Genomic DNA, 16,051 nt, shown 5'->3' with positions numbered 1-16,051 from the left:
CCTGGGACTGACAAGCGGGGAGGGATTTGATAAGACAGGTTCATGTCAATGAATCGACGGTCGTTCATGGGTGCGGTCGCGGCGGGCGCGGCCCTGGGAGCGAACGCGGGCGGACCCGCGGCGGCACTGGACACGGAGGGCGCGCCGTTCGGCCTTCCCGCCGGGGCGCGGGACGACGAGTACGACGGCTCCGACATGTGGCTGCGCTACGTGCCCGTCCGCGATCCGCACCTGCTCGGGCAGTACCGGCGGCAAGTGACCGCCGTCGTCGTGGAGAACGCCGACCGGAACGCTTCGTACCGCCACACACCGGACCTGAGCATGGCGCCGGGATCGGCCGAGCGGCTGATGGCCTCGACCCTGGAGGCGGCCAGGGAGGAGCTGGTCAGGGGCCTGAGCGGGCTGCTGGACCGGCCGGTGCGGGCACTCCCGCGACCCGGGGACGTCCCACCCGACGGCGCCGTCGTCGTGGGGACCCCGGAGAGTTCACGGGCCGTGCGCCGGTTCCTGCCGGCAGGCGAGCTGGAGCGCGCGGGCCGGGACGGCTTCGTCATCAGGTCGGTCTCGCAGGGGCGCCGGGCGTTCACCCTCATCGCGGGCACCACGGAAGTGGGCGCGCTGTACGGCACGTTCGCCTTCCTGCGGCGCATCCAGACGCACGAGCCGATCACGGACCTGGCGCTCACCGAGACCCCGAGGGTCGCCAACCGCCACCTGAACTACTGGGACACCGAGCGCCTCTACGCCGGCAACGACGAGGCGGGCACGGGCGGGCTGCGCGGCGAGAACGGCGCGATCTTCAACTTCGCCGCGACCGGTGCCAGTGCCCCGCTGAACCTGCCGGTCGTCCTCGACCGCTACCTCGTGGCGGCGCGGGCGATGGCCTCCGTCGGGATCAACGGGATCACCATCAACAACGTCAACGCCGACAACCGCTACCTCACCCCCGCGTACATCGCCCAGGAAGCCGCGCTGGCCGACGCGCTGCGGCCGTACGGGATCAGGCTCGCCCTCTCCATCCGGTACGCGGCGCCCCTGGACGGCCGCTTCGCACCGGACACCCTCACCGAGGAGCAGATGGCGCCCACGGACCCCGACTTCCGGGCCTGGTGGACGCGGAGGGCCCGGCGGATCCAGGAATCCATACCCGACTTCCTCGGTTTCACCGTGAAGGCCAACTCCGAGGGCCAGCCGGGCCCCCAGGACTTCGGCTACGACCACGGAGACGGCGCCAACGGCATGGCGACCGCCGTGGCACCTCTCGGCCTGAAGATCTACTGGCGGACCTTCGTCTACAACCCCGACGTCGACAGCGACCGGCTGAAGCGCGCCTACCTGGAGTTCGGCCACATCGACGACGAGGCCCAGCCCGACGGAACCACCGGCCGCTTCCTGGACAACGTGTTCCTCCAGACCAAGAACGGCCCCCTGGACTTCCAGGCCAGGGAGCCCGTCCACCCGATGTTCGGCCGGATGGAGAACACCAACCAGGCCCTCGAACTCCAGATCACCCAGGAGTACACCGGCCAGAACCGGATGCTCTGTTTCCTTGCGCCCATGTGGGAGGAGATCCTCAAGACCGACACCCACGCCACGGACGCGCGGGGCCGGCCCCTCGACAGGCGCCTGGTCGGCCACGTCGTGGACGGAACGGCCCAGGGCCACTCGGACACCGCCGTCGTCGGCGTGGCCAACCTGGGCAACGCGGACAACCTGACCGGACACCACTTCTCCCAGGCGAACCTGTACGCCTTCGGCCGCCAGTCCTGGGACTGGACCGCGGACTCGGCGGACATCGCCGCCGACTGGGTGCGGATGACCTGGAGCACCGACCGGAAGGTCGTCGACGCGATCGTCTCCATGATGATGGGCTCCTGGGAAGCGCTGGTGAGCTACCAGACCCCCCTCGGGATCGCCCACCAGTTCACCGCCGACGTCCACTACGGCCCCGGCCCCTCGGAATCACACCTCCCGCGCGAGGACTGGAACCCCGTCTACTACAACAAGGCGGACAGCGCCGGCCTCGGCTACGACCGCTCCCCCACCGGAAGCAACTTCACCGCCCAGTACTCCCCCACCCTGGAAGCGGCCTACTCGGACATCGACACCGTCCCCGAGAACCTCATGATGTGGTTCCATCACGTGCCCTGGGACCGCCCCATGAGCAGCGGCAGGATCTTCTGGGACGAACTCGTCCACCACTACTACTCGGGTGTCCGGTACGTCAGCGGCATGCGCCGCACCTGGGACTCGCTGGAACCCTGGCTCGACGCCCGACGGTTCGCCGAGGTCAGGGCGAAGCTGGCGCTCCACGAGACGGACGCGGCCGACTGGCGGGACACGTGCGTGAGCTACTGGCAGCGGTTCAGCGGCAGAGACGTCCGCGTACCGGACTGAACAGGACCGAACCGCGCCCGGCCGCCGGCACGGGCACCGCCGGCCGCGGTGCCCGTGCCCGCCTGTCCGCTAGCCGGTCGGGCCCGCGCGGGAGATCACTTCGCGGGCCCCGGCGGGGATGTCGCCCACGTCGAAGGTGACGTTGTCGCGGGCGACGTTGCCGCGCTGGCCGTCGACGATGCCGGTGATGGCGGGGTTGGTCGTGTAGTTGCCGACCAGGGTGAGGTCGCCGGTGCGGTTGCCGTTCTGGTTGTTGGCGTGCGCCCACTGCCCGGCGCTGCGGACGAAGACGTTGCGGCTGCCGCTGAGATAGCGGGAGCCCTCGTCGAAGTAGAGGCCGAGTTGCCCGCTGTTCTCACAGTAGTTCTCGTCGACGACGCCGCCCGGAATCGCGGAGAGGCTGTAGATGCAGCCGGCGTCGAACATCGTCTGCACGACGTTGCGCACGTGGTTTCCCACGACACGCACGTCACGCAGCGTCGTGGGAGTCTGGTAGACCGGCTGGAAGTCGTAGAGCCCGCGGTTGACGTACTCCGGGCTGCCGCCGGGATCGTTGGCGCCCCAGCCGTAGCCGATCCCGATGCCGGTGTAGGGCATGTCGGAGACGTAGTTGTGCTCGATGGCCAGTCCGGAGATGTAGCTGGCGAAGATGCCGTCCTGGTCGAGGTATTCGAGCGCCGTGGAGTGGATGCGGTTGTTCCTGATCAGGATGTCGCTGTTGGTCATGCGCGCGTCGGACGGGTGGTGCGCGTCCGGGCGTACCCCGCCGGCCACGATGCCGCCGCCGGCGCTCGCGGTGAAGGTGTTGCCGACGACCGACACGTTCTTGGCGCCCAGTCCCACGCCGGTGCCGTGCGCGTTGGCGTCGTTGCCGATGCCGAGGCCGACGGAGCCGAGGTTGACGAAGCTGTTGTCCTCGAAGCCGATGTCCTCTGCCGCCGACACCTGCACCGCCCCGGGCGCCTGTGCCCAGTCGTTGCGGGCGCCCTCGAAGCCGCGGCAGCCGACCGCGCACGAGGTGAAGGCGTCGGACGGCCGGTGGGGCTGGACTCCCGTGATGAACGCGCCCGTCTGCTGGTTGGCGTAACCGTTGGGGCTGCCGGGGTGCAGCCAGGTGGTGCCGGTGAAGGTCAGCCCTTCGAACCGCAGGTTGCGGGCCGGTTCGTCATAGGTGCCGCCGACCTCCAGCAGCGATTCCAGCCGCGGCAGCTCGACCTGCGCGCGTTGAATGTCCTGTCCCGGGAGCGGCTTGTAGTAGAGGGTGCCCGCGGTGGTGTCCAGGTACCACTCACCGGGCTCGTCGAGGAACCGCTTGGAGTTCAGCAGCGAGAACACGGGGGTACGGAACGGGGACTGGATGGTGTCGTACCCGTAGGTGTTGTTGTCCCAGGCCGGCTGCTGCATGACGACCTTCGAGCCGGTGATGCTCTGCACGGGGGCGAACCGGTTGGTGAACGAGAGCTTCGCCTGGAGTTCGATGCGCCGCTGGTCGGGCAGCGTGGCGAGGTAGGCGAGGTCCGGGTTGTCGAGGGTGAAGCCCGTCGCGTCGAGGGTGATGTCGGAGCGGGAGAGCCCGGTCCGCGCACGCTGTGCCGGTACGCCGTCGACGTAGAGCTGCCGGCTGTCGAAGCCGGTGCCGACGTCGGCCTTGTAGACGCCCGTCGCGGGATCGTCGAGTTCCCAGTCCGTGACCGGTTCCGCGCCGCTCACCACGGCTTCCGCCCCCGGTGCCGCCGTCCAGGTCACGGTGTGGCCGTCACGGCCGGAGTCGGCGGCCCCGAAGCGCAGCGGGGAGCCGAGACGGTGGATTCCCTTCAGCAGGCTCACCTTCACGTCGCCGTCGCCGCGGGCGGCGAGGTCCCGTGCCCGTCGCTGCGCCTCCTCCAGGGTCCGCAACGGCTGCCCGGCGGTCCCCGGGCCGTCGTCGGCGGCCCGCGGAGCGCCGGTGGGAGCGACGACGAGCGTGTGCTGCCGGGGTGCTGCGACGGACTCGGTGGGCAGGGCGGCGAGGAGTCCGGCGGCCAGGGCCGCGGCAGCCGCCGCCGCGCTGGTGCGTGCGTACCGTGCGCGATGTGGGGGCATGGCCGTGTCCTTTCTTCGCGGTGGGAGTCAGGGCCGGGCGTCGTGGGGCACCCCGTCGAGGTGCTGCGGCGGGGGGAGCACGGGAAGTCCGGGGTGGTGCGTGGCGGGGCGGCCGCGGTCCTCCACGGCCAGCAGTCGCCGTCCGGCGTACTCGGGCCGGACGTCGGGGCCTTCGCACGCGGCGGGGGGCTCGGGGCGTACCGCCACCGCGATCGCTTCTTCGTCGACCTCGACGCCCAGGCCGGCCGAGTCGCCGAGGACGAAGGCGCCGCCCTCGACCCGCAGGTCGAAGGAGAGGCCGACGGGCTCCCGCAGGTTCTGCAGTTCGCTCGCGAGGTGGTTGGGCACGGCCGTCGCGGCGTGCAGCAGGGCGATCGGAGAGCCGCCGATCGGGCTCACCGGCAGATCGTGGGCATGGGCCAGGGCGGCCACCCGCAGGAAGTGGGTCACGCCCCAGACCGCGGCCGCCTGCACGATGTCGACCGCGCCCTGCGCCAGAAGCGGGCGGTACTGTTCGAGCCCGGTGAGGTTCTCCCCGCTCGCCACCGAGGCGCGGATCCCCCGTCCCACGGCGGCCAGGCCCTCGGCGTCCCAGCGCCGGACGGGCTCCTCCACCCAGGTGAGGTCCAGGGTCTGCTCCAGCTCCCGGACGTGGCGTACCGCCTGCTTGCGGGTCCAGTTCTCGTTCACGTCGAGCATCAGGGCGGGCCGCATCCCGCGCCCGGCCCTGGTCAGCACCTCCCGTACGAGGGCCAGGCGGTCGCGGTCCCGCTCGATGTCGAGGCCGCCCTTGAGCTTGGCCGCCCGCAGACCGTGCTCGGCGTAGACCTGATAGACCGTCGCCAGGTCGTCGTCGCCGAGGGCGATGTCGAGGCCGGACGCGTAGGCGGGGACTCGCCGGTCCCGTCCGCCGAGCAGGCGCCACAGCGGTTCGCCGGCCGCTTTCGCCTTGATGTCCCACAGGGCGGTGTCGAGCGCGCCGATGGTCCCGAAGACGGTTCCGCCGTGGCCGGCCTTGAACGCCTGCCGGAGCATGCGGTCGTAGAGCGCGCCGACGCAGCGGGGATCCTCGCCGTCGACCGCGGGGAAGACGGCTTCCCCTGCCGCGTGGGGCCCCAGTCCGACGCCGGTGATCCCGGCGTCGGTGTCCACCAGGACCACCGGCACCGGCGTGATCCCGTCGGTGAGGACGCCGTTGGCGTCCCCGACGGGCCGGCCCCAGTCGAGGAAGGTCGTCAGCGTGCGATATCCGGTGATCCGCATGTCAGCCCTTCGTGGCGCCGGCGGTGATCCCGTCGGCTATCTGGCGCTGGAAGAAGAGGTAGATCACGAGGACCGGCAGGGCGGCGATCAGCACTCCGGAGGCGAAGGTGGGGATGTCGTCGGAGTACTGTCCGCGCAGCGAGGTGACGCCCACCATGAGCGTGCGGTGTTCGGCGGACGGCATCATCAGCAGGGAGATGAGTACGTCGTTCCAGCAGAACAGGGCGTTGAGGATGCCCACCGACAGCAGCGCGGGACGGCCGATCGGCAGCATGATCCGCCGGTAGACGCCGTACAGCGTGTTCCCGTCGACGCGGGCGGCGTCCACGATCTCGCGCGGGATCCCGGAGTAGTAGCTCGTCATCAGGAAGATCGAGAAGGGGAGGAACTGCGCGACGTAGGCGAGGATCAGCCCGGGGTAGGTGTCGATGAGGCCGGTGTCCGCCATGACCTGCGCGAGCGGGACCATGACCACCTGGAACGGAACGAAGAGCGCCGCGAGGAAGCAGAGGAAGAGCGCCCGTGACCCCCGGAACCGCAGGTGGCTCAGGGCGAATCCGGCCATCGAGCCGATCAGCAGGAGGAGCGCGACGGCGGAGGCCACCACGACGACGGAGTTGACGAAGTACCGGCCGAGCCCGACGCTCGTCCACGCCGTGGCGATGTTCTCCCAGCGCAGGGAGTCCGCCGGGGAGAACCGGTCGAGGATGTAGTCGCGGCGGGACTTCATGGCGACGTTGGCGGTGAACACCAGGGGGTAGACCGTCGCGAGGGCGAGAGCCGCCATCGGGACGGCGACCACCCAGCGCCTCCGGCGGGGGACGCGCATCAGTTCTCCCTCCCCGCGCGGCGGAGCAGCCCGATCTGGGCCAGCCCCACCACGAGCATGATGAGGAAGAGGACCGTCGAGGCGGCCGAGGCGAGCGCCGGGCGGTTCATCTGCCCCTGCTGGATCCAGATGTAGTACTCCGGCAGGTAGGTCGACCCCTCGGGCCCGCCGCTGGTCATCACGTAGAGCAGGCCGAACATGGAGGTCAGCATCCCGATCATGGTGGTGACGAAGACGAACTGGATGGTGCGGGACAGGCCGGGGACGATGACGTGCCGGATGACCCGGGCGAGCGACGCACCGTCCACGCGGGCGGCGTCGAGGAGGGTGGTGTCCAGCGTGGAGAAGCCGGCGAGGAAGACCACCAGGGCCATCCCGAACGTCGCCCAGACGTGCACGCCGACGACGGTGAACATGGCGACGTCCGGATCGCCGAGCCAGTCGACCGCACCGATGCCGGCCCTTTTCAGAAGGGAGTTGAGCGGGCCGTCGAAGGCGAGGAGGAGGTTGAAGATCGCGCCGACGATCACCGGCGAGAGGACGGCCGGGAAGAAGTAGACGCTCCGGAAGAGCCGGTGCCCCGGCACGCGCAGGAAGATGAAGGTCGCCAGCATGCCGGGGATCGCCACCGCGACGGGGAGCAGCAGCACCAGCAGGCCGACGTTCTCCAACGCGGTGCGGAAGAGCGGGTCGTCGAAGAGTTCGGCGTAGTTGTCCAGGCCGACCGGGGTCCCGTCGCGCGCGCCGTCGCCGGTGAAGGAGTAGTTCACGCCCAGGAGCAGCGGCCACAGCCGCAGCGTCGCGACGACCAGGACGGCCGGGGCCACCAGGACGTAGGGCGCGAGGCGCTCGGTGCGCTGCGGGCCGAAGGCACGCGGAGAGCCCGCCCCCGCGCTCGCACGGCGTGCGCGCCGCGGGATCTTCGTCCTGCCGGTCCGCTCGGCACCTGCCCGGCCGGCCGACGGCTGCGTGCCTCCGAGCAGCACGAGGTCAGCCCTTCCGGTCGGAGTCGGCCAGTTGCTCCAGCGCCTCGTCGACGCCGGTCGATCCGCTCAGTATCTGCTGCGAGAGCCTTCCCATCAGATCCAGCGTCTCGGTGGAGAGCGCGACGTGCAGTGCCGGTTTGCCGGCGCCGATCTCCGAGGTGATCGCGGACAGGGCCGGGCCGCCGTCCGACACGTCGACGGTGGTGTCGGAGACGACCGCGCCGGCGTCGGCGTAGAACGCCTGGAGCGCGTCCTTCGAGGTGAGGGAGCGCACCAGGTCCGCGGCCAGGGCCGGCTTCTTCGTCCACTTCGCGACCGCGTAGCCGATTCCGCCGTCGTACGGCAGGACGGGCTCGGCGCCGGCCTCGGCACGCGGAGCCTGCATGACGCCGATGTCGTCCGGGGCCAGGAACTCGCCGAAGTCCTTCCAGTGCCCGACGTCCGACATGAGCCCGACGACGTGCGCTGCCTTGCCGGACTGGAAGAGGGCGAAGGCGTCGTTGAAGAGTGCGGTCGAGTTGGCCCCTTCGTTGTTGAGACCGGCGTCGCCCGCCTCCTTCCAGAGTTCGAAGATCCGCCGCACGCGCGGGGAGTTCCAGTCCCGGTCTCCGGCGATCCAGGCGTCGTACTCGCGCGGGGTGAGGACGCCGGGACCCAGGCCGGAGAGGAAGAACTGGATGCCGAAGCCCTCCTTGTTCCCGAGGGAGAGGCAACTGGCGTCCGTCGCCTCGGTGATGGCTTCGCAGTCGTCGGTGAACTCCCTCCATGTGGTCGCCGGGCGATCGGGGTCGAGCCCGGCCTCTTCGTAGAGCGCCTTGTTGTAGTAGAGGGGGTGGCCCTGCAACGTCACCGGTGCGGCATAGGTCTTGCCCTTCGCGGTGAAGGCTTCCCAGCCGGCCAGCCGCTGCCTGTCCCCGGTGACGTACTCGTCCAGGGGAAGGAGGGCGTCCGCGCGGTCGCGTATCTGGCCGCCGCCGTTGAAGAGCATGACGTCGGGGCCCTTGCCGGCCTGAATGGCCGTGCCGAGCAGGGTGTAGTACTGGTCGAAGGGCTGGGCCACGAACTCGACCTTCACATCGGGGTGCCGGGCGGCGAAGTCGGCTTTCGCCTGCTCGATGTAGGAGGCGGCCGTCTCCTCTCCGGACTTCCAGTCCCAGACCACGAGTCTGCCGTCCGCGGTGCCGGACGACGAGCCGGAGCCCGCGCTGCCGCAGCCGGACAGCAGCCCGGCGACCAGGACGACCGACCACAGTGCTGGCCGCTTCATGTCGATCACTCTCCGTTGCTGCCGGAAGACGGCGGGCCATCGCCGATGGCTCGGAAACGTAACTCGTATGACGTATTACGTCAATGCCTCGTCGCGTATGATTGACCGTCTAGTCATGGCGCCGCGTGGTCGCGGGGCCGCCGGAGGATCCATGACGACATCCCGGTCAGCAGCCCGGAACAGCTCCCCGCCGCCCTCCTGGGCGCAGCGGCCGGCGAGCCTCGCGCGGGCGGTCACGGCCGAACTGGTGGGACGCATCGTCCGCGGGGAGCATCCGCCGGGGACGCCGCTGCCCCCCGAGCCCGCTCTCTGCGAGACCTTCGCCGTGAGCCGGACCGTCGTCCGGGAGGCCGTGAAGGTCCTCCAGGAGAAGGGGCTCGTGCAGGTCCGCCAGGGTTCGGGAACCACGGTGACCGCACCGGCGCTGTGGAACATGCTCGACGAGCAGGTCCTGGCCGCGAGCATCGCCCAGGACGAGAGCCTGGCGATCCTCGACGACCTCGTCGTCACGCGGCGCCTGCTGGAGTCCGACATGGCCAACGTCGCCGCCAGGCTGGCCACTGCGGAGGTCGTCGGCCGGTTGCGCACGCTGGTGGACCGGATGGACGAGCTGGTCGACGACCATGTCACGTACGCCGAGCACGACCGCGCCTTCCACGACGTGATCATGCAGTCGTCGGGGAACCGCATCGCCCGCGGAGTGGTGCGCGCGCTGGAGAGTCAGGTCGTCAACACCGCGCGGTACATGGGGCATCCGGAGCGTGCCATGTGCGTCGCGTCCAACCGCGGTCACCGCCGCATCTACGAGCGCATCGCCGCCCACGATCCGGGCGGCGCCGCCGAGGCGATGTTCACCCACATCACCGAAGCCTGGCTCGTCCGGCGCAGCGCGCCGGGCGACCCGGTACGGCTGGAGCGGTAGCGGGCGCTCCCGGCAGTCGCGGCGCCGCGGCGGCCCGCGAGCGGGCGAGCGGGCGTTCACGCCTCGTCTCCGCCACGCCGCGGTCCGAGGGCGTTCGCGCGGTACGTGTGTCCGGACAGCGCGGCGAACTCGATCAGGTCCGGCTCGGGCTGCTCGGGCCGGACCTTGCCGCCGCCGGTCAGATCGAGGACCTGGTAGCCGCCGCGGAACATACGGCTGCGGACTTTCACGGTCCCGTCACGGTCGGGGGTGAGGGAGAGCCGCGTGGCCCGGCCGCCGGTCCAGGCCGCACCCACCGTGTGGCCGCCGCGTCCGCGCAGCCCCTCGACACTCCCGTTCGGCCAGGCCGGCGGGAGTGCGGGCAGCAGGTGCAGTTCGCCGTGGTGGCTGTGGAGCAGCATCTCGGCGATGCCGGACGTCGCGCCGAAGTTGCCGTCGATCTGGAACGGCGGGTGCAGGTCGAACATGTTGGGCGCGAGCCTGTCCGGCGTCACGAGGTCGCGGATCAGGTCGTGTGCTCGGGCTCCCTCTTCCATCCGTGCCCAGAAGTTGATCTTCCAGGCGAGCGACCAGCCCGTTCCGTCGTCGCCGCGCAGTTCCAGGGTCCGGCGGGCGGCCTCGAAGAGCTCGGGTGTGCCGCGCTTGGTGATCTGGCTGCCGGGGTGCAGACCGTAGAGGTGGGAGACGTGCCGGTGGAACTGCTCGGTCTCCGTCCAGTCGTAGAGCCACTCCTGGATGTTGCCGCGGGCGCCGATCCGCGTCGGGGCCAGCCGCTCCCGGGCCGCCAGGACCTCTCCGCGGAAGTCGGCGTCCACGCCCAGGATCTCGCCGGCCCGGGCGCAGCCGTCGAACAGGTCGCGCAGGATCTGCATGTCCATGGTGGGGCCCGCGCAGACGGACGCGTTCGGGTGGTGGGCGAGCTCCGGCGAGTTGGACGGGTTGGTGACCAGCCAGCCCAGGTCCGGTTCCTCGACCAGCGTGTCGAGGAAGAACTGCGCGGCGCCCTTCATCGCGGGGTAGTTGGCGCGCAGGAAGCCGACGTCGCCGGTGTACTGGTAGTGATCCCAGATCATGGTGGCCAGCCATGCCCCGCCGGTCTGCCACATGCCCCAGAACGCCCCGTCCACGACCGAGGTGCCCCGCCACGCGTCGGTGTTGTGGTGCGCGACCCAGCCGCCGGCGCCGTACTGCACCCGGGCCGTCTTGGCGCCGGTCGCCGTGAGGTCGTCGATCATGGCGAACACCGGCTCGCTGCACTCGGCGAGGTTCGTCGAGCCCGCCGGCCAGTAGTTCATCGGCAGGTTGGCGTTGAGGGTGTACTTCGAGTCCCAGGGCGGGGCCATCTGGTCGTTCCAGATGCCCTGGAGGTTGGCCGGCTGGGTGCCTGGCCGCGAGGAGGAGATCAGCAGGTACCGGCCGTACTGGAAGAGCAGCGCGGAGAACTGCGGATCGTCGGCGCTCCCGTGCTGGGCGATCCGCACGTCCGTCGGCTGATCGGCCGCTCCGGTACGGCCCAGGTCGATCGTGGTCCGGCCGAACAGTTCCCGGTAGTCGGCCACGTGCCGGTCGCGGAGGTCGTCGTACGCGATGCCCTGTGCGGCGTCGAGGTGCTTGCGGGCGATGCCCCGGAAGTCGCCGCCCACGTTCCGGTAGTCGACGTAGCTGGTGCCGATGGAGACCAGCAGCGTGACGCTGTCGGCGCCGGCCACCCGGAGCGTGCCGCCCGAGCCGGACACCGTGCCGCCCTCGGCGACGGCTCTGGCCAGCGCGAGGAACCGGACCGAGCCGGCGATGCCCTCCATGCTGCCCGAGATCCCTTCCAGCGCGATCGTCGTGCCGTCGGGGCTGGACGCCGAGGAGCTCTGCGGGCTGGCGAACGTGGCCGTGAACGAGATCGAGCCCGGCGCATCGGCGGTCAGGCGCATGACAATCACCTGGTCCGGCGCACTGGCGATCACCTCGCGGTGGAACCGTACGCCGTTCGCCACGTAGGTCACCGCGGTGGTCGCGGTGGTGAGGTCGAGCCACCGCCGGTACCCGGACGTTCCCCCGCTGCCGGGAAAGGTGAGGGTGAGGTCGCCGACGGGCTGGTAGGCCAGCTCTCCGGCCGGCCGCCCGAGCATCGTCCGGTCGATGAGCGACTGCGCCTGTTCCCACTGGCCGTCGAAGACCAGTTGCCGGATCTGCGGCAGGGCATCGGCGCCCGCGGGGTTGGCGGGGTCGTAGGGACCGCCCGCCCAGAGGGTGTCCTCGTTGAGCTGAAGCCGCTCGGTGCCGACGTTCCCGAAGACCATGGCGCCGAGGCGGCCGGCCCCGACCGGCAGCGCGCGCAGCCAGTCCGAGCCGGCCGGCGCGTCGTACCACAGCGCCAGGTCGTCGACCGCCCGTACCTCCGGGGGTGCGGCCGAGTCGGCACGGGCGGCAGCCGTCCACGGGACGGGCATCATCACGGCTCCGGTGCCCGCCGTGCCGAGCCTGATCATCTCCCTGCGCGTCAGTCTCCGCATCCTGATCCTCCAGTGAGTCCTGGCAGAGTCCCGGCGGTTCCCTCGTCGCTCAGGTGACCGGCGGGCGACGGTGACGCCGCACCGGCGGCCCACGGCCGGCGCGGATCGGTACGGCGAAAGGCACGGTCAACGCAACCTCATCGGGCGTGACACGCGGGAGACATTAAATGTCCGAGGACACCAACACAACCCTTCTCGCGCAGACTTCACCCACACAAAAGGGAAAAACCTCTCTTCACACCCCTGTTGCACCGGATCCCGCCGAGCGGAGACCGCGCTCCACCGACGGCTCACCTACCCGGACATCAGATGTATCGTGCTGCGCACGATCCAGGAGGCCGAGGCTGGAGGCCGGGCGATGTCACTGACCGACAAGGCGATCAGGCGCATTCGGGAGCTGATCACCTCAGGGGAACTCCCGCCGGGTGCGAAGCTGCCGCCGGAGCAGCAACTCGCCGCGGAGCTGGGCCTGTCCCGGGGGCTGATGCGCGAGGCGGTCAAGGCGCTGGTCGTCGCCCGGGTGCTGGAGATCCGCAGGGGCGACGGCACGTACGTCACGACCCTGGAACCGAGGGTGCTCCTCGAAGGGCTGGGCTCCGCCGTCGAACTGCTCCAGGGTGACACCCTGCTGGAGCTCACCGAGGTGCGCCGGCTCTTCGAGCCGGTCGCCACCGGCCTGGCCGCCACCCGCATCTCGGCCGACGAACTCGCCGGGGTGGCGGGACATCTGGCCGCCATGCACGCGGCGAGGGACGACGTCGAACTGCTCAACAAGCACGACGCGGCCTTCCACCAGGCGGTCGCCTCCGCCACGGGCAACCAGACGCTGGCGAGCCTGCTGGAGGGGATCTCCGGCCGGACGGTACGGGCCCGGGTCTGGCGCGGGATGGTCGACGGGGACGTCGCCGACCGGACACTCGCCCAGCACCAGGAGATCTACGACGCGCTGGCCGCCGGAGACGCCGCGCTCGCCGAGGCCGCCGCCCTCATCCACGTCAGCACCACCGAGGCGTGGCTCCGCAGGCATCTCACCCCCGCGAAGGACGCGTCGCGCCAGGAGACCGGCGCGTGAGGGTGCGACTGGCCTACGGCGAACACGGGCTCGGCATCGAGGTTCCCGAGACGGCCACGGTCGTCGCGCCGGTGCACCGGTCCGGCGCCCGCGACCCGTCGGCCGTGCTGCGTACCGCGCTGCGCGAGCCCGTGGCCGGACCGCCGTTGCGCGAGCGGGTGCGCCCCGGGCAGACGGTGGCGATCTCGGCCTGCGACGGCACCCGTCCGCAACCACGGCACCTGATGATCCCCGCCCTCCTCGCCGAACTCGACGGCATCGTCAGGACCGAGGACGTGGTGATCCTGGTCGCCACCGGCACGCACCGCGGCAATACCGACGCCGAGCTGCGCCGGATGTTCGGCGACGCCGTCGTGGACACCGTGCGGATCGTCAACCACGACGCGACCGACCGCGCGGGCCTCACCTGGATGGGCACCCACGGTGCCGGCGTGCCGGTGTGGCTCAACAGCGAGTGGGCCGCGGCGGACGTGCGGATCACCACCGGCTTCGTCGAGCCGCACTTCTTCGCCGGCTTCTCCGGCGGCCCCAAGCTCGTCGCGCCGGGGCTCGCGGCGCTGGAGACGGTCCTCGTCCTGCACGACGCCGCCCGCATCGCCGACACGCGCGCGACGTGGGGCGTCACGCACGGCAACCCGGTCCATGACGACGTGCGGGCGATCGCGGCGGGCACCGGCGTGACGTTCGCGCTCGACGTCGTCCTCAACCGCGGCCAGGAGATCGTCGCCGCCTTCGGCGGGGATCTGCCGGCCATGCACGCCGCCGCCACCGCGGAGGCCGCGCGGACGGCGATGCGTCCGGTCGGCACCCGTTACGACGTGGTCGTCACGACCAACTCCGGCTTTCCGCTTGACCAGAACCTCTACCAGGCGGTCAAGGGCATGTCCGCCGCGTACCAGGTGGTGCGTCCGGGCGGCACGATCATCTGCGCGGCCGAGTGCCGCGACGGCTTCCCCGACCACGGCTCGTACCGGGAAGTCCTCTCCTCCGCACCGTCGCCGCAGGCGCTGCTGGACGCCATCGGCGCCCGCGCCGAGACCGTGCCGGACCAGTGGCAGGTGCAGATCCAGGCGGCCATCCTGGCGCGTTGCCGGGTCGTCATGCACACCGACGGCCTGTCCGCCGCCGACCTCGCGGCCGCCCATCTCGAGCAGACCGGAGACGTCAGCGCGGCCGTCGCCGGGGCACTGGCGGCCGCCGGCCCCGCAGCCCGTCTGTGCGTGCTGCCCGAAGGGCCTCAGACCATCCCGTACCTGCGCGAGGCGATCGCTTCATGAGGCCCAGGCCGCCGAAAATTTCGACCCCCAAATCGAAATTGGTCCGCGAAGGGGGTTGACGCGCCGGGCCGACCCTCCAATCATCCATGTCTGAGAGTTCGACCATAGTTCGACATATCGAACACTCGGGGCCTCTACGGCCTGCGATCCGCGCAGGCCGCCGCGCACGGCAGCACTCGCACAGCCAGTTCTTTCGTTCCGGTGAGGCTCTCCCCGCGCGTGTCCGGACTCCCGGGCACACGACGCCCGCGTGGCGGGCCCCTCCGGCTGAGCCGCGATGGAGAACCCCCATGCCTCTGTCGAACCAACGCCGGCGTACGCCTCTCGTACGGGCCGCCGCGGCCGTTCTCTTCGGCCCTGCCCGGGCCGGCGCCGCCTGCTGAACCGCCCGGGACGCCCCGGCGCGTCGCGCCCCGGCGTCCGCACCGCAGATCCCTTCCCCCCACAGGAGTGTCTTCGTATGTCCATGAAACGGCGCACCGCTCTGAGCGCCCTGCTGGGCGTGGGTATAGCCGGAACGACGGGCGCGGCCTTCCCGGCCGCCGCCGCACCGGCCGCCGCCCGCCCCGCTTACAGGCCCGGCCTCCTCCGGCAGGCACCGGCCCAGGACTTCGCCATCGGGGTACGCGAGTACAACTGGTCCCGTGGCGGCCGACGGCTGTTCACCAAGATCTTCTACCCGGCCACCGGGACCCCCGGCGGCAATCCCGTCCCGAACGCCCCGCTCGCCGACGGCGTGTTCCCCGTCGCCCACTGGAACCACGGCGCGTACGGCAACTCCGACTCCTACGCCTCGCAGACGCACGCGATAGCCTCCGCCGGCTTCATCTGCCCCGCCCCCTCGATCAGCGACAACACCAACATCGGTTCCGTGTACGGAGGCGAGTGGTCGAAGGACGTCTCCGAGGTCATCACCCAGACCCTGGCGCTGAACGACGCCTCGGGCAGCCCCTTCGCCGGGCAGATCGACACCGCGGCCGGCGTCGGCGTCTCCGGCCACTCGATGGGCGGCATGACCGTCCACGGCCTGCTGACCAAGTGGCCGGACGACCGGATCAAGGCCGCCGTCCCGGTCGCCTGCGTGGACATGGGCGACCCGGCGGGGCTGGACGCCAACGTGCTCTTCATCCACGGCGACCAGGACCCCACCTGCCAGTACGGCCTGGCCCGCCAGGCGTACGGGGAACTGTCCGCCCCCAAGGCGTTCCTCACCCACGTCGGCGCGGACCACGCCGCGTATCTCAACCCGGGCTTCCGGACCTTCGATCAGACCCAGAACACCCTCGTGGACTGGTTCCGCTGGAGCCTGTACGGCGACACCGCCGCCCGCGACCGCCTGCCCGCGGGCGCCACCGCACCCGGCACCCGCTGGGAATCCGTCCTCGCCTGAACCACCGGGCCCGGTGCGGCTCCGGCCGCACCGGACCCTCGGCACCGTTTCCGGACAGA

Annotated in this window: 11 protein-coding genes; 5 read left to right on the top strand and 6 right to left on the bottom strand. The window is 71.0% G+C overall.

What is annotated here, in order from left to right:
• The first annotated feature begins 42 nt into the window (after positions 1-42).
• Positions 43-2,397 (top strand): alpha-glucuronidase family glycosyl hydrolase, encoded by a 2,355-nt coding sequence (locus DMB38_RS31510; RefSeq protein ID WP_240662567.1) that lies wholly within the window; start codon positions 43-45, stop codon positions 2,395-2,397.
• Positions 2,398-2,466: 69 nt separating this feature from the next.
• On the opposite strand, the gene DMB38_RS31505 is transcribed toward DMB38_RS31510, so the two are convergent.
• From DMB38_RS31505 to DMB38_RS31485, 5 genes are all read right to left on the bottom strand, one after another.
• Positions 2,467-4,479, bottom strand: coding sequence for a right-handed parallel beta-helix repeat-containing protein (locus tag DMB38_RS31505; RefSeq protein WP_125938000.1), 2,013 nt, complete (start codon positions 4,477-4,479; stop codon positions 2,467-2,469).
• 27 nt (positions 4,480-4,506) lie between these two features.
• The gene (locus DMB38_RS31500) at positions 4,507-5,742 is read right to left on the bottom strand and encodes a mandelate racemase/muconate lactonizing enzyme family protein (RefSeq protein ID WP_125937999.1); all 1,236 of its coding nucleotides are present in this window, start codon (positions 5,740-5,742) and stop codon (positions 4,507-4,509) included.
• A 1-nt stretch (position 5,743) separates the two neighbouring features.
• The gene (locus tag DMB38_RS31495) at positions 5,744-6,571 is read right to left on the bottom strand and encodes a carbohydrate ABC transporter permease (protein WP_047018963.1); all 828 of its coding nucleotides are present in this window, start codon (positions 6,569-6,571) and stop codon (positions 5,744-5,746) included.
• Complete coding sequence (locus tag DMB38_RS31490) at positions 6,571-7,401, bottom strand: sugar ABC transporter permease (RefSeq protein ID WP_240662790.1); 831 nt, start codon at positions 7,399-7,401, stop codon at positions 6,571-6,573. The genes DMB38_RS31495 and DMB38_RS31490 overlap by 1 nt, the downstream gene beginning before the upstream one ends.
• A 160-nt stretch (positions 7,402-7,561) precedes the next feature.
• Positions 7,562-8,824, bottom strand: coding sequence for an extracellular solute-binding protein (locus DMB38_RS31485; protein WP_125937998.1), 1,263 nt, complete (start codon positions 8,822-8,824; stop codon positions 7,562-7,564).
• Between the two features lie 151 nt (positions 8,825-8,975).
• Between DMB38_RS31485 and DMB38_RS31480 the strand changes: the two genes are divergently transcribed.
• On the top strand, positions 8,976-9,746 hold the full coding sequence (locus DMB38_RS31480; RefSeq protein WP_125937997.1) for an FCD domain-containing protein: 771 nt from the start codon (positions 8,976-8,978) through the stop codon (positions 9,744-9,746).
• A 56-nt stretch (positions 9,747-9,802) separates the two neighbouring features.
• On the opposite strand, the gene DMB38_RS31475 is transcribed toward DMB38_RS31480, so the two are convergent.
• Positions 9,803-12,253, bottom strand: coding sequence for a glycoside hydrolase family 95 protein (locus DMB38_RS31475; protein ID WP_125937996.1), 2,451 nt, complete (start codon positions 12,251-12,253; stop codon positions 9,803-9,805).
• A 358-nt stretch (positions 12,254-12,611) separates the two neighbouring features.
• On the opposite strand from DMB38_RS31475, the gene DMB38_RS31470 reads away from it, so the two are divergent.
• The 3 genes from DMB38_RS31470 to DMB38_RS31460 all read left to right on the top strand — a co-directional run bounded on the left by DMB38_RS31470 (position 12,612) and on the right by DMB38_RS31460 (position 15,992).
• Entirely contained in the window at positions 12,612-13,325 is a 714-nt protein-coding gene (locus DMB38_RS31470; RefSeq protein ID WP_125937995.1) for an FCD domain-containing protein, read from the top strand.
• A complete protein-coding gene (larA, locus tag DMB38_RS31465; RefSeq protein WP_125937994.1) occupies positions 13,322-14,602 on the top strand; it encodes a nickel-dependent lactate racemase in 1,281 nt (426 codons plus the stop codon). The genes DMB38_RS31470 and larA overlap by 4 nt, the downstream gene beginning before the upstream one ends.
• Positions 14,603-15,062: 460 nt before the next feature.
• The gene (locus tag DMB38_RS31460; protein WP_240662566.1) at positions 15,063-15,992 is read left to right on the top strand and encodes an alpha/beta hydrolase; all 930 of its coding nucleotides are present in this window, start codon (positions 15,063-15,065) and stop codon (positions 15,990-15,992) included.
• The last annotated feature ends 59 nt before the right edge of the window (positions 15,993-16,051 follow it).

The sequence above is a fragment of the Streptomyces sp. WAC 06738 genome (genome assembly GCF_003945505.1).
GTDB lineage: Bacteria > Actinomycetota > Actinomycetes > Streptomycetales > Streptomycetaceae > Streptomyces.
The sequence above is the reverse complement of the archived record's forward strand: the minus strand, read 5'-3'. Positions and strand labels throughout refer to the sequence as shown.

Excerpts from the sequence above, each read along its gene's own strand:
- DMB38_RS31485 (WP_125937998.1), bottom strand. The coding sequence starts at position 8,824 with ATGAAGCGGCCAGCACTGTGGTCGGTCGTCCTGGTCGCCGGGCTGCTG.
- DMB38_RS31495 (WP_047018963.1), bottom strand. The coding sequence starts at position 6,571 with ATGCGCGTCCCCCGCCGGAGGCGCTGGGTGGTCGCCGTCCCGATGGCG.
- DMB38_RS31505 (WP_125938000.1), bottom strand. The coding sequence starts at position 4,479 with ATGCCCCCACATCGCGCACGGTACGCACGCACCAGCGCGGCGGCGGCT.
- DMB38_RS31500 (WP_125937999.1), bottom strand. The coding sequence starts at position 5,742 with ATGCGGATCACCGGATATCGCACGCTGACGACCTTCCTCGACTGGGGC.
- DMB38_RS31510 (WP_240662567.1), top strand. The coding sequence starts at position 43 with ATGTCAATGAATCGACGGTCGTTCATGGGTGCGGTCGCGGCGGGCGCG.
- DMB38_RS31470 (WP_125937995.1), top strand. The coding sequence starts at position 12,612 with ATGTCACTGACCGACAAGGCGATCAGGCGCATTCGGGAGCTGATCACC.
- DMB38_RS31475 (WP_125937996.1), bottom strand. The coding sequence starts at position 12,253 with ATGCGGAGACTGACGCGCAGGGAGATGATCAGGCTCGGCACGGCGGGC.
- DMB38_RS31460 (WP_240662566.1), top strand. The coding sequence starts at position 15,063 with ATGTCCATGAAACGGCGCACCGCTCTGAGCGCCCTGCTGGGCGTGGGT.
- DMB38_RS31480 (WP_125937997.1), top strand. The coding sequence starts at position 8,976 with ATGACGACATCCCGGTCAGCAGCCCGGAACAGCTCCCCGCCGCCCTCC.